We start from the raw sequence: 26949 nt of genomic DNA, 5'->3' as shown, positions 1-26949 counted from the left end.
GAGGTCATGCCGCCGGGTCGGTCCTGGCGGTGACACGGCCGGCGGCGACGGCGTCGGCCAGTTCCCGGTGGTCGCGTTCGTTCTGGTCGGCGTAGGACTCGGCGAACCGGACCAGGGCGCGGTCGAAGGTGTCGCGGCGGCCGAGGTAGGCGGCGATGGCGACGGGGTCGCCGGAGCGGGCGTGGGCGCGGGCCAGTGAGGCGCCGCACAGGCGGGCGAACAGGGCCAGGGTGCCGGGGTCCATGGTCTCGGGGCGGGCGATGCCCTTCCAGTCCCGCAACTGCCGTACGTAGAAGTCGCGTTCGCGGCCGTCGAGGCCGGTGACGTGCTGCCAGCCGAGGAAGATGTCGCTGGCGGCCTGCATCAGCCGTTGTCCGGTCACCACCCGCTCGCCCTGGTTCTGGAACGGGCTCGCCTCGCAGTAGGGGGCGAGGACCGACTCCCCCGCCTCCTTGGCCTGCAACAGGAGCGGGTCGCCGTCGTCGCGGCCGAGCAGCAGGATGATCCAGCAGCGGGTGCCTACGCTGCCGACCCCGACGACCTTCCGCGCCATGTCGACCACGTGGTACCGGCTGAGCAGGTGCCGACGCTCGGAGGTCAGGCTGGACCGGTAGTCGTCGACCAGGGTCCGCAGCATCCGTGCCAGGCCCTCGCCCTCGGCGCCGGGCAGCAGCTCGGCGAGCGGGGTGATCAAGGGGGGATCCGAGACGATCCGGGGTGTGCCGTCGACCACCCGGGTCAGCTTGGCGGCCGCCTGGAGGCTGGTGCGGGTGCGGGCCTTGGCCGCCGCGCGGGTGGCGCGCCGCTCGTCCGCCTTGCCGGGCCGCTCGGGCAGCAGCGCCGCGATCTGGTCGAAGTCGTCACGGGCGTACCAGACGTCGAGGGTGCGCGCCCCGGCGAACTCGCGCATCCGCTCGCGGTAGGACTCGACCCCGGCGCGCACCGCGGTGGCGCACCGCTTCGCCGGGAACCCGTTGGCCCGGCCCGCGATCACCAGGGACGCGGCGAGCCGCTTGACGTCCCACTCGAAGGGGCCCGGCAGGGTCTCGTCGAAGTCGTTGATGTCGAAGACGAGATGGCGTTCGGGCGAGGCGAGGAGCCGGAAGTTCAGCAGGTGCGCGTCACCGCACAGCTGGGCGTACAGCCCGGTGTGCGGCGCCGCGCCCAGATCGGAGGCCATGATCGCCGCGGCTCCCCGGTAGAAGCGGAACGGCGATTCGAGCATCCGGCCGTAGCGGACGGGGACGAGTTCGGGGACCCGGGTGGCGGACTGCCGCTCGATGATGTCGAGGGGGTCGGGCCGCTTCTCGTCGGGCTCGTAGAGCGCGTGGGCGGAGCGCGGGACACGAGCGCGCGTCTCCTTGCCGAGTGCCGTCCGCTCGTCCGGGGAGAGCGGGGCGTCGGGCATCGGTGCGAGCGGGCCGTCGTAGATCGTCGCCATGACCGGACCTCCTTGCCCGCATGGTCACAGCGGCGCACGGCGGCGGGATCACCCGGAGCAGGTGAGGCGCGAACGGGAAAGGCTCAGGTGCACCACCACAGGAACCGGTCGCACTCCGTCTCGGACGGGGTCGGCTGCGGGGTCGGGTCCTGTGTGGTCGGGTCGGCGGTCGGCGCCGGGGCCTGCGGTTCGGAGGTGGGGGCGGGGGCCGCGGTCGAGGTGTCGGAGCCGCCGCTGCCCGTGGTCGCCGACTGGGCGTCCTTGTCGGGGGTCTTGTCCTCGTCCTTCTTGTCGTCCTCGTCCTTCGGGGACTTCGAGGACGAGGGAGACGCCGAGGGACTCGCCGAACGCGAGCCCCCGCCCGTCCGCGTCGTGCCGTCCGTCGCCTCGGGGGACGCGGTGACCTCCTCCGAGGCCGCGCCCTCCGCCGACTCGTCACCGGCCGCGGCCGGCTTCGGGCTGCTTCCCGGGGCGTCCATGCCGAGTTCGGCGAGGCTCAGACCGCCGGCGGCCAGGACGAACCCGGCGGCGATCAGCAGGGTCCGGCGACGCCGGCGACGGTGCGCTGCGGCCTTGCGGTCGCGCCGGCTCGCACCGGCCGCCCCGGGCTCCTCGTCCAGGTCACCGTCGTCCTCGTCGTCGTACTCGTCCCGCTCGCCCTGATCGTCGTGGCCGGCGCCGTACTCGTCCTGACCGCGCCCGCGGCCGCGCCGCTGTGCCGCCCGCCGCGCGGCCCGTCCGCCGACCGGCGCGACCGCAGCGGCCTCGGCCGTCTCACCGGCGTCCGTGCCCGTGTCCGCGGCCTCTTCGCGGTGGCCGGCGTCGGTGTGGTGGTCGCCGTACTCGCCACCGCCGTACTGCCCCGCAGTGCCGCCGTACTGGCCGGCGTCAGCCCCGTACCGCGCCTCGTACCCCGCGTACGCCCCCTGGCCGCCCACGACCCCCACAGGCGCCTGTACGGGCCGCTCGGTCAGCTGCGGGTACGCCTCGCCGGGCGCGCCCGCGTACCTGCCCGGCTCTTGGATCGTGGCGCCGCACCCTGGGCAGGCAAGGGCGCCGTTCAAGTGCCGTTGGCACGGGTGGCAGTAGTCCATGACGCGGGAAGACTAGGGAACCGACCTGCACCTTTCCTAGCGGCTCCTGTGAAGGTTCTGTGCGGAACTGGCCTTTCCGGTTTGGTCGGTGGGGTCAAGCCCGACCATTCGGCGCGATCCTCCGCGCCGGATCCGGGCAACAGCCCGTACGAGAACGCCACGTGGCCCGTCGCCGGTATGCCGCGCGACGGGCCACGTCGACCCAAGTCCCCAGGTCCGGCCTAGGTTTGCTTGCGCGTCGTCATCGCCCGCTGGATCAGGATGAACGCGCCCAGCAGCACACCCGTGGCGATCTTCGTCCACCAGGAGCTGAGCGTGCCCTCGAACTGGATGATGCTCTTGATCAGGCCGAGTACGAGAACGCCGAACAGGGTGCCCAGGACGTAACCGGAGCCGCCCGTCAGCAGCGTGCCGCCGATGACGACCGCGGCGATGGCGTCGAGCTCCATGCCGACGGCGTGCAGCGGGTCACCGGACTGGATGTACAGCATGAACAGCAGGCCGGCCAGCGCCGAGCAGAAGCCGCTCACCGTGTACACGGCGATCTTCGTGCCGCCCAGCGGAAGCCCCATCAGCAGCGCCGACTGCTCGTTGCCGCCGATCGCGTACACCCGGCGGCCGAAGCGCGTGTAGTGGAGGATGTAGAAGGCGGCGGCGACGACGACCACGGCGACGAGGGCGCCGATCGACAGCTCCCCCAGTCCGATCGACACCCGGGTCTGGGCCATGCTGCTCACCGTGGAGTCGCTGACGGAGATGGACTCCTTGCTGATGACCAGGCACAGGCCCCGGAAGAGGAAGAGGCCGGCGAGGGTCACGATGAACGGCTGGATCTCGAAGTTGTGGATCACATAGCCCATGAGGAAGCCGCCGAACGCGCCCACCCCCAGGGCGAGCGGGATGACCACCAGCAGCGGCAGGCCCTGCCGCTCCACCAGCCACGCCGTGAACATGGTGGTGAAGCCGATCAGCGAACCGACGGACAGGTCGATGCCGCCGGCCATGATGACGAAGGTGGCGCCGACGGCGGCGACCAGCAGATAGCCGTTGTCGATGAACAGGTTGAGGAAGACCTGCGGTTCACCGAAACCGTAGTTCTGGTAGCGGCTGAGACCGCCGATGTACATCGCGAGGAACAGGCCGACCGTGACCAGGACGGGCAGCCGCCGGTCGCCGAGCAGCCGCGCGGCCGTGGACGCCCGTGCCGGCGTGGACGGCGTACGGCCTTCCGCCGCCGTACGGGTCTTGGTGGTCGCGCTCATCGCGACACCTCCATCTTCGGGGCGGCGTCGGCCGGGGTGGCGGGCTCCGCCGGGGCGGTGGTGCGGGCGCGTCCCTTCGCGCCGAAGACCTTGGCCCGGAACTTCGGGGACTGCAGCAGACAGACGACGATGACGACGGCGGCCTTGAAGACCAGGTTGGTCTGGGTGGGCACGCCGATGGTGTAGATCGTGGTGGTCAGGGTCTGGATGACGAGGGCGCCGATCACGGTGCCGCCGATGGAGAACCGGCCGCCGAGCAGCGAGGTGCCGCCGATGACGACCGCGAGAATCGCGTCCAGCTCGATCCACAGGCCGGCGTTGTTGCCGTCCGCGGCCGAGGTGTTGGAGCTGATCATCAGGCCGGCGATGCCCGCGCACAGGGCGCAGAACATGTACACCATGATCTTGATGCGCCGGGAGCGGATGCCGACCAGACGGCTGGCCTCCGCGTTGCCGCCGACCGACTCGACGAGCAGGCCGAGCGCCGTACGGCGGGTCAGGGCGACGGTGACGGCCACGACGGCGGCGACGACGAAGATGGAGAAGGGCAGGGTCAGCCAGTAGCCGCCGCCGATGAGCTTGTACGGCTCGCTGTTGATGGTGATGATCTGGCCGTCGGTGATCAGCTGGGCGACACCACGTCCGGCGACCATGATGATGAGGGTCGCGATGATGGGCTGGATGCCCATCCGGGCGACCAGGAAGCCGTTCCACAGGCCGCAGACCACGGCCGCCACCAGGCCGATGCCCATGGCGAGGAAGACCCCGGAAAGCGCGCTCTGGTCGGCCTGGTCACTGATGTACGAACAGGTCAGGGCGCCGGTGATGGCGACCACCGCGCCGACGGAGAGGTCGATGCCGCCGGTGGCGATGACCAGGGTCATGCCGACCGCCACCAGGATCAGCGGCGAGCCGAACAGCACGATCGAGACGAGGCTGCCGTAGAGGTGGCCGTCCGCCATCCGGATCGCGAAGAAGTCGGGTGTGAAGGGGACGTTGACGAGCAGCAGGGCGATCAGGACCGCGACCGGCCAGAACAGGTGGTGGTGCGTCAGTGCTCGCCAGCGGGAGGGGGTGGTCGCTGATGGGGTACTCACTGGTGCTCTCCGCTCGCGATGGTCTCCAGGATCTTGCTGGTGGTGATCTCCGGCCCGTTGGTCAGCTGTGCCACGAGCTTGCGGTCGCGCAGCACTCCGATGGTGTGGCTGAGCCGGAGCACCTCCTCCAGTTCGGCCGCGATGTACAGCACGGACATGCCGTCCTCGGAGAGGGAGACCACGAGCTTCTGGATCTCGGCCTTGGCGCCGACGTCGATGCCGCGTGTGGGCTCGTCGAGGATCAGCAGCTTCGGCTGGGTGATCAGCCAGCGGGCGAGCAGCACCTTCTGCTGGTTGCCGCCGCTCAGCTGGCCGACGCGGGCCTCGGGGTTGGCGGGGCGGATGTCGAGGGCCTTGATGTACTTGGCGACGAGTTCGTCGCGCTGGGAGACCGGGATGGGCCGGGTCCAGCCGCGGGAGGCCTGGAGGGCGAGGATGATGTTCTCGCGCACCGTGAGGTCGGGGACGAGACCCTCGGTCTTGCGGTTCTCCGAGCAGAACGCGACACCGGCGCCGATGGCGTCGTTGGGGGCGCTCATCGAGACCTGCTTGCCGGCGACGCTCACCTTGCCGCTGTCGGGCTGGTCGGCGCCGAACAGCAGCCGGGCCAGTTCGGTGCGGCCCGAGCCGAGCAGTCCGGCGAGGCCGAGCACCTCGCCCTTCTTGATCTCCAGGTCGAAGGGGGCGATACCGCCGGTGCGGCCGAGGCCCTCGGCCTTGAGAAGCGTCTCGCCGACGTCGGAGCGCAGCTGGTGCTCGTGCAGTCCCTCCAGCTGGTCCAGGGCCTTGCCGATCATCAGCTCGATCAGCCCGACCTGGTCGAGGTCGGCCACCATGTGCTCGCCGACCAGGGTGCCGTTGCGCAGCACCGTCATGCGGTCGCAGATCTCGTAGATCTGGTCCAGGAAGTGCGACACGAAGAGGATCGCGACGCCTTCGTCCCGCAGCCGCCGCATCAGGCGGAACAGTTCGAGGACCTCGTCGCGGTCGAGGCTGGAGGTGGGCTCGTCCAGGACGAGCACCTTGGTGCCGGAGCCCTCGCCGTCGCTGTCGCCGTGGCCCACCGACCGTACGATCGCGACCAGTTGCTGCACGGCCAGCGGATACGAGGACAACGGCGCCGTCACGTCGATGTCGAGGCCGAGCCGGTCGACCATCTCCGCGGCCTGCTTGCGTATCTGCTTCCACTGGATACGGCCCGCGCGGGTGGGTTCACGGCCGATGAAGATGTTCTCCGCCACCGAGAGGTTGGGGCAGAGGTTGACCTCCTGGTAGACCGTGCTGATGCCGGCGTGCTGGGCCTCCGACGGGCTGCCGATCCGCACGGCCTTGCCGTCGAGGGTGATGGTGCCGCCGTCCAGGGAGTAGACCCCGGTCAGCACCTTGATGAGGGTGGACTTCCCGGCTCCGTTCTCGCCCATGAGGGCGTGGATCTCGCCGGGGAAGAGCCGGAAGTCGACGCCCGACAGAGCCCGTACCCCCGGAAACTCTTTGACTATGCCCGTCATCTCCAGGACGGGCCGCGGCTCTGCCATGGCAGCGCTCCTCTTGAAATGGGTTCAGGCCCGCAGGGAGCCTCCCGGGACCGGATGGTCGCCGGCCGGCCGGAGGCTCCCTGCCGGTGGGTGCGGTCGGTCAGTACTTGCGGGTGGGGAGCGCGTCCTTGGCCTGGTCCTGCATGAAGTCGCTCTCCTCGGTCTTGATCCAGCGCTCGACCTTCTCGCCGGCGTGGACCTTCTTCACGGCCTCCATCAGCTGGGGGCCGAGCAGCGGGTTGCACTCGACGATCGCGTTGATCTTGCCTTCGGACATGGCGATGAAGCCGTCCTTCACGCCGTCGACCGTGACGATGAGGATGTCCTTGCCGGGCTTCTTGCCGGCCGCCTCGATGGCCTGGATGGCGCCGAGACCCATGTCGTCGTTGTGCGCGAACAGCACGTCGATGTCCGGGTTGGACTGCAGGAAGGCCTGCATGACCTGCTTGCCGCCGGCGCGGGTGAAGTCGCCGGTCTGGCTGGCGACGATCTCCCAGTCGTCCTTGTGCTCGGCGTCCATGACCTCCTTGAAGCCCTTGGCGCGCTCGATCGCGGGGGCGGCACCGGTGGTGCCCTCCAGCTGGGCGATCTTCACCTTGCCCTTGTGGCCGGCCTTCTCCAGGACCTTCTCCAGGATCTTGGCGGCGCGGCGGCCCTCATCGGTGAAGTCGGAGCCGACCAGGGTGACGAACAGGGACTCGTCGCTGTCGACGGACCGGTCGGTCAGGACGACCGGGATCTTCGCCGCCTGGGCCTCCTTGAGCACGGCGTCCCAGCCGGTGACGACCACCGGCGAGAAGGCGATGACGTCCACCTTCTGCGCGATGAAGCTGCGGATCGCGGAGATCTGGTTCTCCGGCTTCTGCTGCGCGTCGGAGAACTGCAGCTTGAAGCCCGCCTCCTTGGCGGCCGCCTTCACCGAGTCGGTGTTGGCGGTGCGCCAGCCGCTCTCGGAGCCGACCTGGGCGAAGCCGAGGGTGATCGCCTTGCTGCCGCCGGAGGAGGAGCCGTTGGAGCCGCCGTCCTCCTTGGCGCAGGCCGCCAGGCCGCCCGCGGCCGCCACGCCGACCGCCGCGGTGAGGAAGTTCCGTCTGTTGAGCATGTTCTTCTCCTTTGAAGAGCCGGCCCGGGGATGGACCGCTGGTACTCGGTTGGTACTCGTGTGGACCGGCTGCGCTGCGTCCAACCTGTCGATCATTGTTCGAAATACCGGTCACACATGCCCGAAGGAAGAAAGGCGACCGGGGTGGTGCGGTGTCAGCCGGGAGCGGCTCCCGGCTGCGGGGCGTACGGGAACGTGCTGGCCCGGACGACGAGTTGGGGTTCGATGGAGACCTGGGACGTCCCGGAGGGGGTACGGCCCTCGATCAGGTCGAGCAGCAGGGCGATGCTCCGCTTGCCCACCGTCGCGAAGTCCTGCCGGACGGTGGTGAGCGGCGGGGCGAAGAACTCCGACTCCGGAATGTCGTCGAAGCCGGCCACCGCGACGTCCTGGGGCGTACGCACGCCCGCCTCACGCAGCGCCCGCAACACCCCCAGCGCCATCTGGTCGTTGGCCACGAAGACGGCGGTCAGGCCGCGTCCCACCCAGCCCGCCAGTTCCTGGCCGGCCCGGTAGCCCGACAGCGGACTCCAGTCCCCCCGCAGCAGCATCGGTGCTTCCACGCCCGCCTCTTCGAGGGTCGCCCGCCAGCCGTCGACCCGGTCCGCCGCCTCCTGCCAGTCCTCGGGCCCGGCGAGATGCCAGACCCTGCGGTGGCCGGCGGCGAGCAGATGGGCGGTGGCCAGCCGCGCGCCCAGATTCTGGTCCACGTTGACGCTGGGGACCTCGGCGCCCGAACCGGTGCCCACGGCCACCACCGGGAACGGGTGGCGGAGTTCGGCGAGGGCCTCGACCGCCGACCGCTGCGGGGCGATGGCGACGACCCCCTCGACCCCGCCCTCGCTGAGGCGGTCCAGGGCCTCGGACAGCGTCTCCACCGTCAGCCTGCGCAGACTGACCGTCGAGACCAGATAGCCCTCGGCCCGCGCCGCCTCCTCCAGCGCGAACAACGTACTGGCCGGACCGTAGAGCGTGGTGTTGGAGGCGACCACACCCAGGGTCCGGGTGCGCCGGGTGGCCAGGGCCCGGGCGGAGAAGTTACGGCGGTAGCCCATCTCCTCGATCGCGCGCAGCACCTTGGCCCGTGTCTCGTCCCGCACGTTGGGGTGGTCCCCCAGCACGCGGGACACGGTCTGGTGGGACACGCCGGCCTGGCGTGCCACGTCGGCCATGGTGGGCGGCCGAAGCTGCGAGTGGGTCACGGCCGCACCTCCTTGGCGGTCGTCCGCCGATAAGACCCGCGCCGCGGGCCGATGGTTCGGCGCCGGCCGCGTCATGCCGGTGTTCCGGAAGGACCAACGGCACGGGGCGGGAAGGCGAGTTGAAGCACTGCTGACACGACGCTCATACCTCCTTGCATGCCGTCGGGGCCGACTGGTGAATGCGGACGACATTGTGAGCGCTAACAATTCGGGCCGGTCAAGAGGGATGCGTCAGAGAAGTCGTCACGGTTGAATAACGCGACGGACGGCGCAGATCGCGAGGGCCAAGGCGTTTTACCTGGTCAGGGGCTGTCCGAGTGCCCACCAGGTGAGGCATGTACACGCCCTTGAGGAGCTCGGCGACCCTCGTGGCGCACTCCGTCGCATCCGCCTCGCAGGCCGCCTCCGACACCGCGTCGAAACCGTTGTTTGTAGACCCATTGACACTCGCATGTGGTCGTCCCTACTGTCGCGACCAGCATTTCGAACGAGTGACGAGATTTCGAACAGACCGAAGAGGACAGGGAGTACCGTGCGCATCACGGGAATCAGCACACACGTGGTCGGAACGCCGTGGCGGAACCTGACCTACGTCCAGGTGCACACCGACGAGGGGCTCACCGGCGTCGGCGAGACCCGCATGCTGGGCCACACCGACGCGCTGCTCGGCTATCTGCACGAGGCGAAGACCAATCACATTCTCGGGTCGGACCCGTTCGATGTCGAGGATCTCGTCAAGCGGATGAAGTACGGCGACTACGGCCGGGCCGGCGAGATCGTGATGTCCGGCATCGCCGTGATCGAGATGGCCTGCTGGGACATCAAGGGCAAGGCGCTCGGCGTGCCGGTCTGGCAGCTGCTCGGCGGCAAGGTCACCGACAAGGTCAAGGCGTACGCCAACGGCTGGTACACCACCGAGCGGACGCCCGAGGCGTACCACAAGGCGGCCCAGGGGGTCATGGAGCGCGGTTACCGGGCGCTCAAGATCGACCCGTTCGGGACCGGCCACTTCGAGCTGGACCACGAGCAGAGCCTGTACGCGGTCTCCCTGATCGAGGCCGTGCGCGACGCGATCGGCCCGGACGCCGAGCTGATGCTGGAGATGCACGGCCGGTTCTCCCCCGCCACCGCCGTCCGCCTGGCCAAGGAGCTGGCGCCCTTCAAGCCCGCGTGGCTGGAGGAGCCGGTGCCGCCGGAGAACCTGAAGGCGCTGGAGAAGGTCGCCGCCAAGGTCGACATGCCGGTCGCCACGGGTGAGCGCATCCACGACCGCATCGAGTTCCGGGAGCTCTTCGAGAGCCAGGCCGTGGACATCATCCAGCCGGACGTCGGCCACATCGGCGGCATCTGGGAGACCCGCAAGCTGGCCGCCACCGCCGAGACGCACTACATGCTGGTCGCGCCGCACAACGTGGGCGGGCCGGTGCTGACCGCCGCCTCCCTCCAGGTCGGCTTCACCTCCCCCAACTTCAAGATCCTCGAGCACTTCAACGACTTCGCGGACGCGGAGATCAAGAAGGTCGTCAAGGGCGCACCCCAGGTGAACCCCGAGGACGGCTGCTTCCACCTCTCCCACGAGCCCGGTCTCGGCGTGGAGCTGGACGTCGACGCCGCCGCGGAGTTCCCGCAGCAGCAGGCCCGGTTCGACCTGTGGGCCGACGGCTGGGAGCAGCGCAAGCCCAAGGGCACCGAGTGAGCGCCCACACCCGTCCCCGCACCGGGAGGACCCAGTGAGCACCGCCGTCGTGATCGAGGCTCCGGGCGAGCATCGGCTCGTCCCGCACGAGCCCCGGCAGCCGGAAGCGGGCGAGGCCCTGGTCCGGGTGCACGCCTCGGGGATCTGCGGCAGTGACCGCGAGGTCTTCCAGGGCAACCGGCCGGAGGGGTACGTGCGCTATCCGCTCACGCCGGGCCACGAGTGGTCCGGGACGGTGGCGGCGGTCGGCGACGGCGTCCCCGCGAGCCTGGTGGGCCGCAAGGTCGTGGGCGAGGGCTTCAGGAACTGCCAGGTCTGCGACCGCTGCCACGCGGGCGAGACCACCCTGTGCACGGCGGGCTACGAGGAGACCGGCTTCACCCAGCCGGGCGCCATGGCCACCACGCTCACGCTTCCCGCCCGCCTGCTGCATGTCCTTCCGGACGACGCGGACCTCACGGCGGCTGCGCTGCTGGAGCCGGCCGCGTGCATCGCGGCCGCCGCGCTCAAGGCGAACGCGGTGCCGGGCGAGCGGGTGGCCGTGGTGGGCACCGGGACGCTCGGGATGTTCGCCGTCCAGTTCCTGAAGGCGGGCTCGCCGGCCGAGCTGCTCGTGGTGGGGACGCGCCCGGACCGGGCCGAGCTGTCGAAGCGGTTCGGCGCCACGGACTTCCGCACCAAGGACGAGGAACTCCCGGGCGACTTCGACGTCGTCATCGAGACCGCGGGGTCCGCGGACGCGGCGCGCACCGCCGCCGCCCTGCTGCGCCGCGGTGGACGGCTGGTCCTGACGGGCATTCCGGCGCCGGGCGCGGACGGGCTCGACCCGACCGATCTCGTCGTACGGCAGCTGGAGGTGCAGACCGTGTTCGGCGCGGCACCGGACGCCTGGGCGCACACCGTGCGGGTCTTCGGCGCCGGACTCCTCGACCCGCTGCCGCTGGTCACGCACGAGCTGCCGCTGGAGGAGTTCCCACAGGCCATCGAGCTGGTCGGGTCCGGCGATCCGAAGGTCGGAAAGGTCCTGCTGCGGCCATGACACACCCCTGAGCCGTACGCCGGTACGGGGTACCTGACGACTTCGTACCGGCGTACACCCAAAGCCCCGCACGACCAGAGCCGCGACCGCCGTCCGATATATCGAACATGAAGGACAACCTGTGACCGACACCACCGCTCCGACGCCGCGCCGACCCGGCGAGCAGGCGCTCGCCGCACTCGGCCTGGGGGCGCCCGCCCTCGACCCCTCCGACGCCTCTCCGCACACCTTCCCCGGCGGCGGCCGCTGGCGCACCGAGGTTCCCTCCGTGGAGGGGCCCGAGGCGCTCGCCGTGGTCCTCAAGGAGTCCTCGCGGCTCGATGTGCCGATCCACCGGATCAGCCAGGGCAGCGGTGTCTGGATGCTCACCGACGCCGAGATCACCGAGATGGTGGAGGCGACCGCCGAGCGCGACATCGAGCTCTGCCTGTTCACCGGCCCGCGCGGCACCTGGGACATCGGCGGCTCCACCCGTACCGACTCCAAGGGCGGCGGACTGCGCGCCCGGGGCCATGACGCGGTCGCCGGGTGCGTCGAGGACGCCGTACGCGCCACCGAGCTGGGTGTGAAGTGCCTCCTCGTCGCCGACGAGGGCGTGCTGTGGACGCTGCACCGGGCGCGGGTCGCGGGGATCCTGCCGGCCGACACGACGCTCAAGGTCTCGGCGCTGATCGGCCCGGTCAACCCGACGGCGTACGCCGTGTACGAGAACCTCGGCGGCGACTCGATCAACGTGCCCAGCGACCTGACACTGGATCACCTCACCGAGATCCGCCGCGTCTCCGCCGCCCCCATGGACATGTACATCGAGGCGCCCGACGACCTCGGCGGCTACATCCGGATGTACGAGGTCGCAGAGCTGATCCGGCGCGGCGCACCGCTCTACCTGAAGTTCGGGCTCTCCAAGGCCCCCGGGATCTACCCCTACGGCCACCACATGAGGGACCTGACGCTGGCCACCGCCAAGGAACGCGTACGGCGCGGACGTCTGGCGTTGGACCTGCTCGCACGGCACGGAGCTGACGGCGACATGGCGCCTCTCGGTTCACGGCTGCCCGGGACGCTGAAGCGGTTCGAAATTCCCGCATAACGTTCCGGACAATCCCCCTTCACAAAAGAAGACGCAGTCGAACACAATCCGACACACCCTCATCTCGGTCTTACCCGCACCGCCCGCAAGCGTCTTCGCACGGCCGGACCGAGCCCTGCCACACACACATCAAGGATGATGATCATGCGTAATCGCAGAGCCGCACTCGCCGCCATAGCCGGAGCCGCCTCCCTCGCCCTGACCCTGTCCGCCTGTGGCCAGAGCGGCGAGGGCGGCAGCAAGGAGGAGGCCGGCGACACCAAGGGCGCGACCATCGGCATCGCGATGCCGACCAAGTCCTCCGAGCGCTGGATCGCCGACGGCAACAACGTCGTCAAGGACCTGGAGTCCAAGGGCTACAAGACCAAGCTGGTCTACGGCGAGGACGACCCGGACCAGCAGGTCGGCCAGATCGAGAACCTGATCACCCAGGGCGTCAAGGCGCTGATCGTCGCCGCCATCGACAACAAGTCGATGAACAACGTGCTCCAGCAGGCCAAGGACGCCGACATCCCGGTCATCTCCTACGACCGGCTGATCCTCGGCACCGAGAACGTCGACTACTACGCCTCGTTCGACAACGAGAAGGTCGGCGAGCTCCAGGGCAACTACATCGTCGAGAAGCTCGGCCTGAAGGACGGCTCCAAGAAGGGCCCGTTCAACATCGAGCTGTTCGCCGGCTCCAACGACGACAACAACACCCGCTACTTCTTCCAGGGCGCCATGAACGTCCTGCAGCCGTACATCGACAAGAAGCAGCTCGTCGTCCGCTCCAAGCAGACCGCCCTGAACCAGGTCACCACCCTGCGCTGGGACGGCGGCACCGCCCAGAAGCGCATGGACGACATCCTGACCTCGGCCTACAAGAGCGAGCGCGTCGACGCGGTCCTCTCGCCGTACGACGGCATCTCCATCGGCATCCTCTCCGCCCTGCGCTCGGACGACTACGGCTCCAAGGCCAAGCCGTGGCCGATCGTCACCGGCCAGGACGCCGAGGTCGCCTCGGTGAAGTCGATCATCGCCGACGAGCAGTCGATGACGGTCTACAAGGACACCCGTGAGCTCGCCAAGGTCGCCTCGAACATGGTCGACGCGGCGCTCAACGGCAAGAAGCCCGAGGTCAACGACACCAAGACCTACGACAACGGTGCCAAGGTCGTCCCGGCGTACCTGCTCACCCCGGTCAGCGTCGACAAGACCAACTACCAGAAGACGGTCGTCGACTCCGGCTACATCAAGGAAAGCGACCTCAAGTAACCGCCGGCACACTCTGATTGGAAGGCACGACCATGGCGGGACCCGTCCTGGAAATGCGCTCGATCGTCAAGACCTTTCCCGGCGTCAAGGCGCTGTCGGACGTCACGCTGACCGTCCAGCAGGGCGAGGTCCACGCCATCTGCGGGGAGAACGGCGCCGGTAAGTCGACCCTGATGAAGGTCCTCTCCGGCGTCCACCCGCACGGCACCTACGAAGGGGACATCCTCTTCGAGGGTGAAGTCTGCGAGTTCAAGGACATCCGGGCGAGCGAGCACCGCGGCATCGTCATCATCCACCAGGAACTGGCGCTGTCGCCGTACCTCTCCCTCGCGGAGAACATCTTCCTCGGCAACGAGCACGCCAAGGGCGGGTTCGTCGACTGGCGGGAGACCCTGCGGCACGCCACCGAACTGCTGCGCCGGGTCGGCCTGTCCGACCACCCGGACACCCGCGTCGCCGACATCGGCGTGGGCAAGCAGCAGCTGGTGGAGATCGCGAAGGCGCTGTCGAAGAAGGTGAAGCTGCTCATCCTGGATGAGCCGACCGCGGCCCTGAACGACGAGGACAGCGGCAAACTCCTGGATCTCATCCTGGAGTTGAAGAAGCAGGGCATCACCTCGATCATCATCTCCCACAAGCTCAACGAGATCCGCAAGGTCGCCGACTCGGTGACGATCATCCGTGACGGCAAGACCATCGAGACCCTCGATGTGAAGGCCAAGGAGACCACCGAGGACCGGATCATCAGCGGGATGGTCGGCCGCGACCTGGAGAACCGGTTCCCGGACCGCACTCCGCACGAGCCGGAGGAGGGCTCCGCCCCCGCGCTGGAGATCCGCAACTGGACCGTGCACCACCCGATCGACCAGCAGCGCAAGGTCGTCGACGACGTGTCCCTGTCCGTGCGGCGCGGCGAGATCGTCGGCATCGCGGGCCTGATGGGCGCCGGCCGCACCGAACTCGCGATGAGCGTCTTCGGGCGGACCTACGGCCGCTACCACGGCGGCACGGTCCTCAAGGACGGCAAGGAGATCCGTACGAAGTCCGTGCCCGAGGCGGTCAAGAACGGCATCGCGTACGTCACCGAGGACCGCAAGCACTACGGCCTCAACCTCATCGACACCATCAACCGCAACATCTCGCTCAGCGCGCTGGGCAAGGTCGCCAAGGGCGGTGTGGTCGACGAGCACGAGGAGCGGCAGGTCGCCGAGGGCTTCCGCAAGTCCATGAACATCAAGGCACCGACCGTCTTCGAGCCGGTGGGCAAGCTGTCCGGCGGCAACCAGCAGAAGGTCGTCCTCAGCAAGTGGATCTTCGCGGGTCCGGACGTGCTGATCCTGGACGAGCCGACGCGTGGCATCGACGTCGGTGCCAAGTACGAGATCTACACGGTCATCGACCAGCTGGCCGCCCAGGGCAAGGCGGTCGTCTTCATCTCCTCCGAGCTGCCGGAACTGCTCGGCATGTGCGACCGCATCTACACGATGGCCGCGGGGCGGCTGACCGGTGAGTTCTCACGGGAAGAGGCCTCGCAGGAATCGCTGATGCGTCAGATGACAAAGGACAAAGAGGTATCCCGATGAGCACGGATGTGACCGCCAAGACCCCGGCCCCCGCGCCGCCGGGCAAGAGCGGAGGGGCCGCGGGCGACGGTCTGCTCCAGCTGGTGATGGACGGCATGCGCCGCAACATGCGGCAGTACGGCATGCTGATCGCCCTCGGCCTGATCGTGGCGCTGTTCGCCGTGTGGACCGACGGTGACCTGCTGCTGCCGCGCAACGTCTCCAACCTGGTGCTGCAGAACAGCTACATCCTGATCCTCGCGATCGGCATGATGCTGGTCATCATCGCCGGCCACATCGACCTGTCGGTGGGATCACTGACGGCGTTCGTCGGGGCGATGGCCGCCGTGTTCATGGTCAAGAACGACATGCCATGGCCGCTGGCCGTGCTGCTGTGCCTGGCCGTCGGCGCCCTCGCCGGTGCCGTCCAGGGGTTCTTCATCGCCTACGGCGGCATACCATCCTTCATCGTGACCCTCGCGGGCATGCTGATCTTCCGCGGTCTGACCGAGATCTTCCTGGAGGGCCAGACCCTCGGCCCGTTCCCGGAGGGCCTGCAGAAGGTCGCCAACGGCTTCCTGCCCGAGGTCGGCCCGAACACGAACTACCACAACCTCACCCTGCTGCTCGGCTTCGCGATGATCGCGTTCGTGGTCTTCCAGGAGTTCCGTGACCGCCGCCGCCAGCAGGAGTTCAACCTCGACGTCCCGCCCTTCAACCTGTTCCTGCTGAAGCTGGTCGCGCTCGGCGCCGCCATCCTGACGCTGACGATGCTGCTCGCCAGCTACAAGGGCGCCCCGATCGTGCTGCTCATCCTGGGCGTGCTGCTCGTCGGCTTCGGCTACGTCATGCGCAACGCGATCGTCGGCCGCCACATCTACGCGATCGGCGGCAACCTGCCCGCGGCCAAGCTGTCGGGTGTGAAGGACAAGAAGGTCACCTTCCTGGTCTTCCTGAACATGGGCATGCTCGCGGCCCTGGCGGGTCTGGTGTTCGCCGCCCGCTTCAACGCGGCCTCCCCCAAGGCCGGCCTCAACTTCGAGCTGGAGGCCATCGCCGCCTCGTTCATCGGCGGCGCGTCGATGAGCGGCGGCGTCGGCACGGTCCTCGGCGCGATCATCGGTGGCCTGGTCCTGGGCGTGCTGAACAACGGCATGAACCTCGTCGGCATCGGCACCGACTGGCAGCAGGTCATCAAGGGCCTGGTACTGCTGGCGGCGGTCGGTTTCGACGTGTGGAACAAGCGCAAGGTCGGTAGCTGACAGGACCGGAAAGGGGGCCTCGCCTGAGGGCGGGGCCCCTTTCATGTGAGAAGGGCGGGGAGCAACCCGTGAAGGAACTCTTCGGCAAGCTCGCCGACGGCACGGAGGTCCACAGCTGGTCGCTGGCGGGCGGCGGCACGCGGATGAAGGTCCTCTCCTACGGCGGCGTCGTGCAGTCCCTGGAGGTCCCGGACCGGCGCGGCCGGTACGCCAACATCTCGCTGGGCTTCGACACCATCGAGGACTACGTCGCGGGCAGCCCGTACTTCGGTGCGCTGATCGGCCGCTACGGCAACCGCATCGGCGAGGGCCGGTTCACGCTCGACGGCGAGGCCCACCAGGTCGACGTCAACGACGGCGGGAACAGCCTGCACGGCGGCGCCAAGGGCTTCGACCAGCGCGTATGGGACGTCGAGCCGTTCACCAAGGGCTCCGACGTCGGTCTGCACCTGCACCACACGTCCGTCGACGGCGAGATGGGCTACCCGGGCACGCTCAAGGTGACGGTCACGTACACCCTCACCAAGCACGGCGACTGGCGCATCGACTACGCGGCCACCACCGACAAGGCCACCGTCGTCAACCTCACCAGCCACGTCTACTGGAACCTCGCCGGCGAGGGCAGCGGCACGATCGAGAACCACGAGCTGAAGATCGCCGCGTCCCGCTACACCCCCGTCGACCCGGGCCTCATCCCCACCGGCGAGCCGGCCCCCGTCGCGGGCACCCCCTTCGACTTCCTCCGCACCAGGCGAATAGGCGAGGCCCTGCGCGCAGCCCACCCCCAGCTGCTGCACGCCAAGGGCATCGACCACAACTGGGTGCTGGACAAGGGCGTCTCACCGCGCCCCGAGTGGTGCGCCACGCTGAAGGACCCGTCCTCCGGCCGCACCCTGCGGATGGCGACCACCGAGCCGGGCCTGCAGTTCTACTCCGGCAACTTCCTCGACGGCACGCTCGTCGGTACGGGCGGCAACATCTACCGGCAGGGTGACGCGCTGTGCCTGGAGACGCAGCACTTCCCGGACTCGCCGAACAAGCCGTCGTACCCGTCGACGGTGCTGCGCCCCGGTCAGACGTACCGCTCGACGACGGTGCACTCGTTCAGCGTCTGAGCCTGTGATCGGCTGCCGAGCCCGCGTTCAGCCGCCGAGCCCGTCGAACCGTCCCTTGTGACGGTTCTTCACAGGTGCCACACAAGTTCTCACCGATTTCCCAGTGGTTGAACAGCGCCACCCCAGCCTCCGTATGTATGGGTGGCCCGTGCTCCCCCGCGCGGGCCACCCAAACGACGGACCCGGGTCGTCCCTGCCGGGTCCGCCCCATACGGAGGTTCCATGGCCGACAACGTCACCTCGCTGTTCCGCAGCACCGCGGCACACAGCCCGTCGATGGCGGCGCTGACACGTGAGGGCGGCGACGGGGCCGGTCCGGTCGACTTCTGCATCCCCTGCAACCCGTACTTCCCGACGCCGGAGATGTTCCAGGACATGGGGGCCCGGCTGCGGGACATCATCACGTACTACCCGAGCAGCGCCGACACGATCACGGCCGAGCTGTGCAGCCTGCTTCAACTCCCGCCGCAGTGCGTGGCGATGGGCAACGGCTCCACCGAGCTGATCACCTGGATCGACCACCTCCTGGTCCGTGAGTCCCTCGCCATCCCCGTCCCCACGTTCGGCCGCTGGACCGACCAGCCCATGGAGACCGGCAAGCGGGTCGACATGTTCCCGCTCCAGGAGTCCAGCGGCTTCGCCCTGGACCTGGCCCAGTACGCCGAGTTCATCCGCGCCCGGGGGACGCGGGTCGCGGTGATCTGCAACCCGAACAACCCCGACGGCGGCTATCTCCACAAGCACGCGCTGGTCCAGTTCATGGACGCCATGGCCGACCTGGACCTGGTGATCATCGACGAGTCGTTCCTGGAGTTCGCCGACGCCGAACAGGATCCCTCGGTGGTCCAGGAGGCGATGCTGCGCCCGAACGTCATCGTCCTGCGTTCCCTCGGCAAGAACTTCGGTCTGCACGGCATCCGCTTCGGCTACCTCGTCGCCAACCCGGCGCTCGCGGGCATGGTCCGCTCGATGCTGCCGAAGTGGAACCTCAACGCCTTCGCCGAGCACGTGGTGTTCATGCTGAAGAACCACGGCGCCGAGTACGCGCAGAGCCTGCACCAGGTGCGCAAGGACCGCCTCGACATGGCGAGCCAGCTCTCCGCGCTGCCCGGCCTGACGGTCTACCCGTCCCAGGGCAACTTCCTCTTCGTACGCCTCCCCGTCGGCGCCGAAGGCACCGTGGTCCGCGACCGGCTGCTCACCGAGCACCGGATCCTGGTCCGCGAGTGCGGCAACAAGATCGGTTCGTCAAGCCGCTTCCTGCGACTCGTGGTGCGCCCCCAGGTGGACGTGCGTCGCCTGGTGTCCGGCCTGGAACAGGTGCTCTACGGGACCAGGAGGGGAGCCGCCGTACCCGAGCTCGGTACAGGGACCAACTACAGCTCGGGTACGGCGGCCGTGGACCGGTTGGTGAGCTCCACGAACGGGGCCGGTGTGCAGGGGCTTGCCGCGCAGGCCATGGGGGTCGGCGCCGCGATGCCCGCTGCGCCGCAGCCGCAGCCGGCCGCCGCGCAGATGCCGATGCCGTCGCCCATGCCGGCGCCGATGCCTGTGGCTCCGGCCCCGATGCCGGCGCCGGCGCCTGTCGCGCCCGCGCCCGCGCCGACTCCCTTCCCGTCGCCTGTGGCGCCGGCCGCCTCGGTGGTGCCGCCCGGGCCCACGCCGCCCGGGGTGCCGGCTCGGGGTGGGCTCACGGCGGCGCAGGTTCGGGGTACCACGGGGCCGGCTCCCGGGCTGGCGCCCGCGCCGGCTACCGGGTGGCCCAACAGTCAGAGTTGGCCGAATGCGGCGGGGATGCAGACCGGGTAGCGCCCTTTCGCCGTAGGGGTGCGGGTGCTTGTGCGACTACCGGATCGTCGTGGCTGGTCGCGCAGTTCCCCGCGCCCCTAAAGGCAGGGCGTTGCAGCTAGGCCGGGGTCAGGCGCCACTGCTGGCAGTTGTTGCCCAACCATGCCCACTGGCGTACGTCCGTTCCGTCCGTCGTACCGCAGTTCGCTACGTCGGCCACCTTGCCGGTGGCCTGGTTGGTGATGCGGATGTAGCCACCGTCAGTGGCCACGAACCGGAAGCGCTGGCAGGTGTTGTTCAGCCACGACCATTGCCTCAGGTCGGTGCCGTCGGCTGCGGAGCAGTTCTCGGTGTCGAGGACCTTGCCCGTGGCGACGTTGACGAGTCGGTGGGTGTCGTCGCCCTGGTCTTCCAGGCGCCATTTCTGATTGTTGCCGCCGCTGCATGACCACTGCTGGACGTTGGCGCCGTCGGCCGTCGAACTCCCGGCGACCTCGAGGCACTTGCCGCTGTTGCGGTTGGTGATCGTGTAGGTGGTGGAGGCGGTGGAGGGCTCTCCGGAGGGGCCGGTCTGGGAGGCGCCGAGGCGGACCGGGGTGCCGAGGTTCGGGGTGCCGTCGGAGTTCCAGGTGAACTTCTGGGCGCGGGTCGTACGGCCGTTGTCGCAGCCCTCGCTCGCGCTGTCGTTGGCGTGGTAGACGATCCAGTTCTCGGTGCCGTCGGGCGAGGTGAAGAAGCCGTTGTGGCCGGGGCCGTAGACACCGGCCGCGTCGTTGCGCTGAAAGACCGGCGTGGACTTCTTGGTCCAGGAGGACGCGGACAGCGGGTTGGAGCCGGTGAGTTCGAGCTGGCCGAGCTTGTAGTCGGGGGTCCAGCAGCCGCTGGCGGAGTAGATGAGGAAGGTCCGGCCGCCGCGCTGGAGTATCTCCGCGCCCTCGTTGACCGTGCCGCCCTGCCGTTCCCAGGCGTACGTCGGCGTCGAGATCGTCGAGTAGGAGCCGCTGACCGTGTACGGGTTGGACATCGGGGCGATGACGAGGTTCTGGGTGCCGTTGGTGATCGCGCTGCCCAGCATGTAGAGCCGGCCGCCCACGTTCAGGACGCTCGGGTCCAGCATCCAGGCGGAGTTGAGCTGCCCCTTGTAGGTGTACGGGCCCATGGGGTCGGAGCCGGCGCTCTCCAGGACGTGGCTGCGCTGGGTCGGGTTGTAGTCGGCGATGTTCTGCCCGGCGACGTAGTACAGGTACCAGCGGCCGTCGAGGAAGTGCAGTTCCGGGGCCCAGATGTTGCAGCACCGGGAGGCGGCGTCGCCCTGCCACACCTGGACGCTGGGGGCCGTGGCGAGGCCGGCGAGGGTGGTGGACTTGCGGATGGTGATGACGTCGGTCCAACTCGTCGTCACCAGGTAGTAGTTGCCGTCGTGGTAGGAGATCCAGGGGTCGGCGCCCTTGACCGACTTGACGGGGTTCGCGAACGAGGCGGCACTGGCGGAGGGCTGGCCGATCGAGAGGGCCAGCAGCAGGGCTGCCAGCAGGGTCAGTAGGCGACGGGCCATCCGGTGCTCCAGTTCAAGAGGTTGATGCCCAGCTTGGGCGTGCCGTTGTCGTTGCCGTCGTAGTAGTGGTAGACGATCAGGTCCCCGTCGACGTCGTTCATGATCGACTGGCCGCCGGGGCCGATGACGCTGCCGTGCGACTCCAGGACCGGGGTGCCGCCGTTGTTCATCATCGAGACGCCGTTCTTGTCGGTGTACGGCCCGGTGATGCTGGTGGCGCGGCCGACCTTGACCTTGTAGGTCGAGCTGGTGCCGGCGCAGCAGGTGTCGTAGGAGGCGAAGAGGTAGTAGTAGCCGCCCCGCTTGACGATGAAGGGTGCCTCGACGGCCTTGGTCCCGGTGGGGCGGGAGGCGAGGGAGTAGCGGGTGGTGTTGGAGCTCAGCTGCTTCCCGGTGGACGGGTTGATCTGGATCATCTTGATCCCGGTCCACCAACTGCCGAAGGACAGCCACCACTTGCCGTCGTCGTTCACGAAGAGGTTCGGGTCGATGGCGTTGTAGTCGCTGGAGGAGCCGGAGGTGTAGACCGTGCCCTGGTCGGTCCAGCTGCCCGGCTGGCCGGTGGTGGAGGTGGCGAGGCCGATGGCGGACGTGTTCGAGCCGAACTTCGAGACGGAGTAGTACATCAGGTACTTGCCGCCGTGGTACGAGATGTCCGGCGCCCAGGCCTCCGGCACGGAGGAGTAGTTCCGCCACCAGCCCGGCCGGCTGGAGAACGCGTCGGCGCCGTTCCTGAACGCGGTGCGGTCGCTGGAGGTCTTGTTGGCGATGCCGCCTCCGGTGGCGTAGAGCAGGTACTGGCCGGAGGAGGTGCGGATCATCGTCGGGTCGTGGGTGACGACGTCGCCGGTGACCCGGCCGGGGTTGGGGTACGCGGACGCCGTGGAGGGGATCAGGGCGAGCAGGGCGGCGGTGGGGAGGGCGATCAGGGCGGTGCGCTTGCGGAGGGTGCGGGAGGTGCGGCTCATGCGGGTCCTCCTTGCGGTGGGGGTGGCAGGTCGACAGACATCTGGCCGATATCTCGAACAGTGCTCGCAAGTTCGAACGGGACCGTAGAATCGAACCCCTTGCGCGTCAATGGTCCGCGCAGCAACAGCTGTGCTCACGCGGTGGACTGACGGACTGTCGACCGGCTCCCCGCCCCCGAACCATGGACAGCCAGCCCGGCAGATCGACCTCTGCGCAGACCGTCTTGCCGGGCGACGCGCCCCGCTCCACCACCTCCCACCGGCCAGCCAGCGCCTCGACCAGGACGAGGCCACGGCCGTGTTCGTCCAGGGGGTGCGGAGGCGGTACGTCGCCCGGCTTCGGGGGACGGGATTCCGTACGGGTGTCACTGACCTCGACCCGGATGCTGCCCGTCGGCAGCGACAACCGCAGCTCGAAGTCCCGCCCGGGGACGCGGCCGTGGGTCACGGCATTCGCCGCCAGCTCGGCGACGGTCAACGCGACGGCGTCGGAGGCGGTACTGCCGTGCGGGATGCCCCAGGCGTGCAGCTGGTTCAGGACGAGGTGCCGGGCGAGGCGCGCGCCACGCGGGGTGGCACTGAGGCGCTGCGTGAGCGGATCTGGCATGCACTCAATCTGACGGCCGTGCGGGGCAGTTCACCAGGTGGGCGGCGCGTACGGTGCGGGAGCGTACGCGGTTACGGGATGGACAGTACGCGTGACCGACCGTGACCATTCTGCGGGAGGTGACCTGCCTTGGTCGAGTGTGGTGAGCCGGAGCCGTCGGACAGTCTGCGGACGTTCGGGGCGGTTGTACAGGCCCTGCGGGAGCACGCGGGGTTGAGCAGCGAGGAGTTCGGGGACCGGGTGGGTCTGTCGAAGCACACGGTGGCCTCGCTTGAGTTGGGACGGAGAATGCCGGATCCGACGTTCCCGGAACGGTCGGAGCCGGTGCTGGGGAATACCGGGGCGCTGACGAAGGCGGCGCAGCATCTGGCTCGGCAGCCGGGGTTGGCGGCGTGGTTTCGGCGGTGGGCTCGGCTGGAGAAGACAGCTATCACGCTGTGCACGTACGAATGCCGCCTGATTCCAGGGCTGTTGCAGACGGAGGCTTATGCCCGCCAGCTGTTCAACGACGAGTTGCCCCCGCTGGCCGACGAGCAGATCGAAGCCCAGTGGGAAGCCCGAGCCAAACGACAACAGCTGCTGCGGGAACATCCGAACACCGAGTTCAGCTTCATCCTCGAAGAGCAACTGTTCCTTAGGCATACGGGTGGCGCGGAGGTAGCACGAGAGCTCATCGATCACATACTGGAGGTATGCGCCCTGCGGAACGTCGAGATCCAGATCATGCCGGTGAAGCGGGAGTCGCACGCCGGACTGCATGGGCCCATGCAACTGCTGGAGACGCCTGAGAACAAGTGGTTCGCGTACATCGAGGGGCACGAATGCGGCCAACTCATCTCAGACCCAAAGGTGGTGGGCATCCTTCAGAGGCGATATGCCAGGATGCGTGCGCAGGCTCTCTCCCCCGAAGACTCCGTGAGCCTGCTGCAACGGTTGCGAGGAGAACTATGAGCACGAGCGAACTGACTTGGTTCAAGTCGAGCTACAGCAGCAGTGGTTCGGGCGACTGCGTCGAAGTGGCCCTCTCCTGGCACAAGTTCAGCCATAGCGGCGGCTCCGGCGACGACTGCGTAGAGGTCGCCACCTGCCCCCACACCGTCCACGTCCGCGACTCCAAGGCCCCGGAGGTGCGTCAGCTGGCGGTTTCTCTGGTTTCCTGGGGGGCGTTCGTCTCGTATTCCTCCGGCACGGCAAGATGATTCATGACGCGGGCGCCGAGCCCGTCGGCGCCCACCATGTGGGGGTATGACCTGACAGTGCCCTGAATGAGGACCCGGCGCAGTCCGGGCAGGTTGCGCAGGTCCGTCAGATCGAGCGGCGCCACAGCATCCCACGCGAGGTCAAGTGTCAGGGTTTCCACACTCGGAAAGACGTGACGCACCTGCGTCATGCGGCTATAGCCCCGAAGCCTGGTGAGCTGTAGATTTCGGACAGCAGGCAGCGGCGCAAGCTCGGTCAAGAGGTCGAGCGATTCCATCGCCAGTTCCAGACTCGCCAACCCGGGCGCCAGCGCAACGGCGCGCAGTAACCTCCGCGTGCTTTCTACGTCACCGAAGAAGGACAGACTCTCAAGGTTCGTCCATCCGTCGAGGAGTTCGGACCACTCATCGTTTTCGGACTCGAGAGCCGTGCAGCCACTCACCCTCAGCTCTCGCAAGTCCTTCCGCTCGCGCAGGAAGTCCAGGCGGGTCAAGGCCTTGTTGCGCGTCAAGCGGATCGTCACGACGTCTCGCGTTGGCAGACAAGCGTCAAGTTCCTCCGCGGAGTATGACCCCGTCAGCGTGATGTCACGGATCGAGTCGAGGTACGGCAGCTGAGCCAACTGCGAGCTGTTCAGAACGAACAGACGGTCAATGCCGGAGCCGGCCAGTACCTCACGGGCATACTGCTCCGCAGGCTGTTGAACCCACCCGATGGCAATCTCGAATTTTGTGCCGGGCAGCGGACTCAACGCGAACAGCTTCAGCTTCCTCCGTGCCTCCGCCGTGCGGATCTTCGTAAGGGCGTGGATGGTCCCCAGGACACCGGAAACGTCGTCGCCTTCCGGCCCTGGCAGCAGGTCCACGACCCACGCCCCCAAGCTCCCGACATCATCGGCCTCCGAAGGAGTAACCGGCGGCATCAGAGCCCGCACCCGCCCCCTCACCACCTCCATCAGCGCCGCATCCAGAGACAACAGACTGCTGGCGCACTGCGCCGCCAGCACATGCAGATACCACTTCTCGGCACGCCCCTGCACGACGTCCCCGTACTGCACCAGCCGCTCGATGAGCACCTGCGCGTCCGTCCGCGTCGCGTGCCCGGCAGCCAGCACGATCACGTCCCGCCAGGCTTCCTCACCCGCGTGGTTGAGGAGTTCCAGGACGTACCCGCTCTCGTGGAACTCCTTCGCCGCCAGGAAGTCCTGGAACGTCCGGTGGATGAACTGGATCGCGTCATGCGTCCGTTCCTGAAGCAGCCCGCTGCGTTCGATGAGATAGCGCAGTGCTCGGTCAGGAGTCGCCTGGGCCCGGATCTGCGGCATGTCGCGTGTCGCGAGGTCGAGTTGCTGGGTGGCCTGCGCGTGGGTCAGCTGCTGCTGCTCGGTCCGTACGAGCCAGATGGCCAGCCGTTGGAGCAGCGCGTGCTGTTCGTCCGAGTCAAGACTGATGTCGTCGGGTCGGGAGACACCGCGCGCCGCGTCCCGGCCGCCGAGGAGCATGGCGAGCGCGGCCCGGTACAGCGACCAGCGGGTCGTAGGGAGGAGGCCACGGCGGCGGCGGTGCAGGGCGCAGATGACGGCGCACAGGAGCGGGGTGCGGGCGAGGTCGCGGAGCGCCGTGTTCTGCTCCAGCTGGTGGGCTAGGTCCTGCTCCAGGGCGAAGAGGAGTTCCTTCTCGTCGCCGCACCGGCGGGTGTCGTAGACGTATTCCGACTCCAGGCGGGCGGTCTCGTGCCAGGCGGAGACGAAGGACTGGACGTCCTCGTCGCTCATGGGCAGCAGCCTCAGTTCGGCGAAGCCCTCGGCGCGGAGCCAGTCCTTCTCCACCGCGTCCGGGCGGACGGTGGCCAGGCACCGGGTGTCCGGGTACCGGGCGAGGAGGTCGGAGAGCCAGCGCCGAGCTTTCTCCCGTTCCTCCGGCGGGACTTCGTCCAGGCCGTCCACCAATAGCAGCGCGCGGCCGGCCTCCAGGACCCGGCCCGCCCAGCCGGGCGGGGCGTCGTCCGAGATGACCCTGCCGGCCGAGAGCAGCTCCGCCACCGCCGGGAACCGCCCGCCCCGCGCGTACACCTCACGCATCGGGATGACGAACGGCACCATTCCGTTCAGTTTCCAGAGGTTGTTGTCGAGGGTGCCATTCGCCGCGTGCGCCGCCAGCCACCACACCAGGGTGGTCTTGCCGGCGCCCGCCTGGCCGCGCAGCAGGGCGCGGGGGCGTTCCCTGAGCAGGCTGTCGATGCGCTGCGCCGAGTACTTGGCCTCCTTGCGGTCGTCCAGCCCTGCGGCGGTCTCGGCCTCCAGGCTCAGATAGGCGGTGTCGAGGTCCCAGCGGGACTCGGTGCGGCCGAGTTCCTCGATGCCGAAGATCTCCGTCCTGCGGTACTGCGCGGCCAGGTCCTTGGCGTACCGGGCTTCGAACCGTTCGTCCTGCGGGTGGACGTCGTTGATGTCCTCGACCTTGAAGCCCCATCGGAACGACCGGGCCTCGGTCAGCACAGCAGCGATCGGGACCGCTTCGATTCTGAGGTGGGAGCGGCCCTGCGGCACCTGATGCACGACCCCGAGGAGCACAGCTCCCGCGAAGACAGGAGCTCCTGACAGCCCGCCCAACGGTGAGGTCCCCTTACCCCGTTCGTCCACAGCGGGAACGTCGAGTTCGCAGACGAGGGCGTTCCTCATGCGTCCGGCCAAGGGCAGTACGGTCGCGCGGAACTGGTCGTACTCAAGGTCGTCGCCACGCTCGCCGTAGCGCTGGATCTCGGGGAATCCCACGATCTGGCAATGCGGCAGCGGAGCACCGGTGCCGACGCCGCCCACTCTGATCTGTCCCAGGGGGCCGGACAGCTCGGGACCGATCACTTCCGAGTCCGCGAGGAGCACAGCGGCGTCGAGGGTCTCGTCGGCCCAGGTGACGAAGCATGGGACCGGATGCCGTTTCGAAGGATGGATCACCTCGACGCAACCGTTGCCGCGCACCACGTGCTGTGCGGTGAGCACCAGATTGGGGGCGAGCAGTACTCCACTGCCCTGCCCATCCCCAAAGACCGCGACGACGCGATCCGAAACGCTGCCCACG

At 68.6% G+C, this 26949-nt stretch carries 21 protein-coding genes; 10 read left to right on the top strand and 11 right to left on the bottom strand.

Translation table 11 applies throughout. The annotated features are described in order from the left end of the window. Nucleotides 1-4: 4 nt before the first annotated feature. The 7 genes from L0P92_RS11920 to L0P92_RS11890 all read right to left on the bottom strand — a co-directional run bounded on the left by L0P92_RS11920 (nucleotide 5) and on the right by L0P92_RS11890 (nucleotide 8733). Complete coding sequence (locus L0P92_RS11920; RefSeq protein ID WP_234762533.1) at nucleotides 5-1441, bottom strand: DUF2252 domain-containing protein; 1437 nt, start codon at nucleotides 1439-1441, stop codon at nucleotides 5-7. Nucleotides 1442-1524: 83 nt separating this feature from the next. Further along, nucleotides 1525-2505, bottom strand: a complete 981-nt coding sequence (locus L0P92_RS11915) for an SCO2400 family protein (RefSeq protein WP_234762532.1) — start codon at nucleotides 2503-2505, stop codon at nucleotides 1525-1527. 251 nt (nucleotides 2506-2756) lie between these two features. Beyond that, nucleotides 2757-3797, bottom strand: a complete 1041-nt coding sequence (gene yjfF / locus L0P92_RS11910) for a galactofuranose ABC transporter, permease protein YjfF (protein WP_234762531.1) — start codon at nucleotides 3795-3797, stop codon at nucleotides 2757-2759. Next, complete coding sequence (locus L0P92_RS11905; RefSeq protein ID WP_234762530.1) at nucleotides 3794-4894, bottom strand: ABC transporter permease; 1101 nt, start codon at nucleotides 4892-4894, stop codon at nucleotides 3794-3796. Before L0P92_RS11905 ends, yjfF begins: the two co-directional genes overlap by 4 nt. Continuing rightward, nucleotides 4891-6429 carry a sugar ABC transporter ATP-binding protein gene (locus tag L0P92_RS11900; RefSeq protein WP_234762529.1) on the bottom strand — a complete coding sequence of 513 codons (1539 nt, stop codon included), beginning with the start codon at nucleotides 6427-6429 and terminating at the stop codon, nucleotides 4891-4893. Before L0P92_RS11900 ends, L0P92_RS11905 begins: the two co-directional genes overlap by 4 nt. Nucleotides 6430-6529: 100 nt before the next feature. Beyond that, nucleotides 6530-7531: an ABC transporter substrate-binding protein gene (locus L0P92_RS11895; RefSeq protein WP_234762528.1), complete on the bottom strand. Its 1002-nt coding sequence runs from the start codon at nucleotides 7529-7531 to the stop codon at nucleotides 6530-6532. Nucleotides 7532-7686: 155 nt separating this feature from the next. Continuing rightward, nucleotides 7687-8733, bottom strand: coding sequence for a LacI family DNA-binding transcriptional regulator (locus L0P92_RS11890; protein WP_234762527.1), 1047 nt, complete (start codon nucleotides 8731-8733; stop codon nucleotides 7687-7689). Between the two features lie 532 nt (nucleotides 8734-9265). On the opposite strand from L0P92_RS11890, the gene L0P92_RS11885 reads away from it, so the two are divergent. The 8 genes from L0P92_RS11885 to L0P92_RS11850 all read left to right on the top strand — a co-directional run bounded on the left by L0P92_RS11885 (nucleotide 9266) and on the right by L0P92_RS11850 (nucleotide 19563). Then, nucleotides 9266-10429, top strand: coding sequence for a mandelate racemase/muconate lactonizing enzyme family protein (locus tag L0P92_RS11885; protein WP_234762526.1), 1164 nt, complete (start codon nucleotides 9266-9268; stop codon nucleotides 10427-10429). 34 nt (nucleotides 10430-10463) lie between these two features. After that, nucleotides 10464-11468, top strand: a complete 1005-nt coding sequence (locus tag L0P92_RS11880) for a zinc-dependent alcohol dehydrogenase (protein WP_234762525.1) — start codon at nucleotides 10464-10466, stop codon at nucleotides 11466-11468. Between the two features lie 121 nt (nucleotides 11469-11589). Beyond that, a complete protein-coding gene (locus tag L0P92_RS11875; protein WP_234762524.1) occupies nucleotides 11590-12558 on the top strand; it encodes a glycosyltransferase family protein in 969 nt (322 codons plus the stop codon). Between the two features lie 144 nt (nucleotides 12559-12702). After that, a complete protein-coding gene (gene chvE / locus L0P92_RS11870) occupies nucleotides 12703-13815 on the top strand; it encodes a multiple monosaccharide ABC transporter substrate-binding protein (RefSeq protein WP_372497239.1) in 1113 nt (370 codons plus the stop codon). A gap of 32 nt (nucleotides 13816-13847) precedes the next feature. Further along, nucleotides 13848-15398 (top strand): multiple monosaccharide ABC transporter ATP-binding protein, encoded by a 1551-nt coding sequence (mmsA, locus tag L0P92_RS11865; protein ID WP_234762522.1) that lies wholly within the window; start codon nucleotides 13848-13850, stop codon nucleotides 15396-15398. Next, entirely contained in the window at nucleotides 15395-16639 is a 1245-nt protein-coding gene (gene mmsB / locus L0P92_RS11860) for a multiple monosaccharide ABC transporter permease (RefSeq protein WP_234762521.1), read from the top strand. The genes mmsA and mmsB overlap by 4 nt, the downstream gene beginning before the upstream one ends. Nucleotides 16640-16662: 23 nt before the next feature. Next, the gene (locus L0P92_RS11855; RefSeq protein ID WP_372497242.1) at nucleotides 16663-17754 is read left to right on the top strand and encodes an aldose epimerase family protein; all 1092 of its coding nucleotides are present in this window, start codon (nucleotides 16663-16665) and stop codon (nucleotides 17752-17754) included. Nucleotides 17755-17976: 222 nt separating this feature from the next. Beyond that, the gene (locus tag L0P92_RS11850; protein WP_234762520.1) at nucleotides 17977-19563 is read left to right on the top strand and encodes a pyridoxal phosphate-dependent aminotransferase; all 1587 of its coding nucleotides are present in this window, start codon (nucleotides 17977-17979) and stop codon (nucleotides 19561-19563) included. A gap of 97 nt (nucleotides 19564-19660) precedes the next feature. Here the strand turns inward: L0P92_RS11850 and L0P92_RS11845 are convergent, their stop codons facing one another. The 3 genes from L0P92_RS11845 to L0P92_RS11835 form a co-directional block, all read right to left on the bottom strand. Beyond that, nucleotides 19661-21097, bottom strand: coding sequence for a family 43 glycosylhydrolase (locus L0P92_RS11845; protein ID WP_234762519.1), 1437 nt, complete (start codon nucleotides 21095-21097; stop codon nucleotides 19661-19663). Continuing rightward, the gene (locus L0P92_RS11840) at nucleotides 21079-22065 is read right to left on the bottom strand and encodes an arabinan endo-1,5-alpha-L-arabinosidase (protein ID WP_234762518.1); all 987 of its coding nucleotides are present in this window, start codon (nucleotides 22063-22065) and stop codon (nucleotides 21079-21081) included. The genes L0P92_RS11845 and L0P92_RS11840 overlap by 19 nt, the downstream gene beginning before the upstream one ends. Before the next feature lie 106 nt (nucleotides 22066-22171). After that, nucleotides 22172-22672, bottom strand: coding sequence for an ATP-binding protein (locus L0P92_RS11835; RefSeq protein WP_234762517.1), 501 nt, complete (start codon nucleotides 22670-22672; stop codon nucleotides 22172-22174). Between the two features lie 129 nt (nucleotides 22673-22801). Here L0P92_RS11835 and L0P92_RS11830 point away from each other — a divergent pair, with 129 nt between their 5' ends. Then, nucleotides 22802-23623, top strand: a complete 822-nt coding sequence (locus L0P92_RS11830) for a helix-turn-helix domain-containing protein (RefSeq protein WP_234762516.1) — start codon at nucleotides 22802-22804, stop codon at nucleotides 23621-23623. After that, complete coding sequence (locus tag L0P92_RS11825; protein ID WP_234762515.1) at nucleotides 23620-23871, top strand: DUF397 domain-containing protein; 252 nt, start codon at nucleotides 23620-23622, stop codon at nucleotides 23869-23871. The genes L0P92_RS11830 and L0P92_RS11825 overlap by 4 nt, the downstream gene beginning before the upstream one ends. Here L0P92_RS11825 and L0P92_RS11820 read toward each other — a convergent pair. Next, on the bottom strand, nucleotides 23805-26948 hold the full coding sequence (locus L0P92_RS11820; RefSeq protein WP_234762514.1) for an NACHT domain-containing protein: 3144 nt from the start codon (nucleotides 26946-26948) through the stop codon (nucleotides 23805-23807). The genes L0P92_RS11825 and L0P92_RS11820 overlap by 67 nt on opposite strands. Between the last annotated feature and the right edge of the window lies 1 nt (nucleotide 26949).

Source organism: Streptomyces muensis (assembly GCF_021474425.1).
GTDB classification, from domain to species: domain Bacteria; phylum Actinomycetota; class Actinomycetes; order Streptomycetales; family Streptomycetaceae; genus Streptomyces; species Streptomyces muensis.
This window is presented reverse-complemented; position numbering and strand designations above follow the sequence as displayed.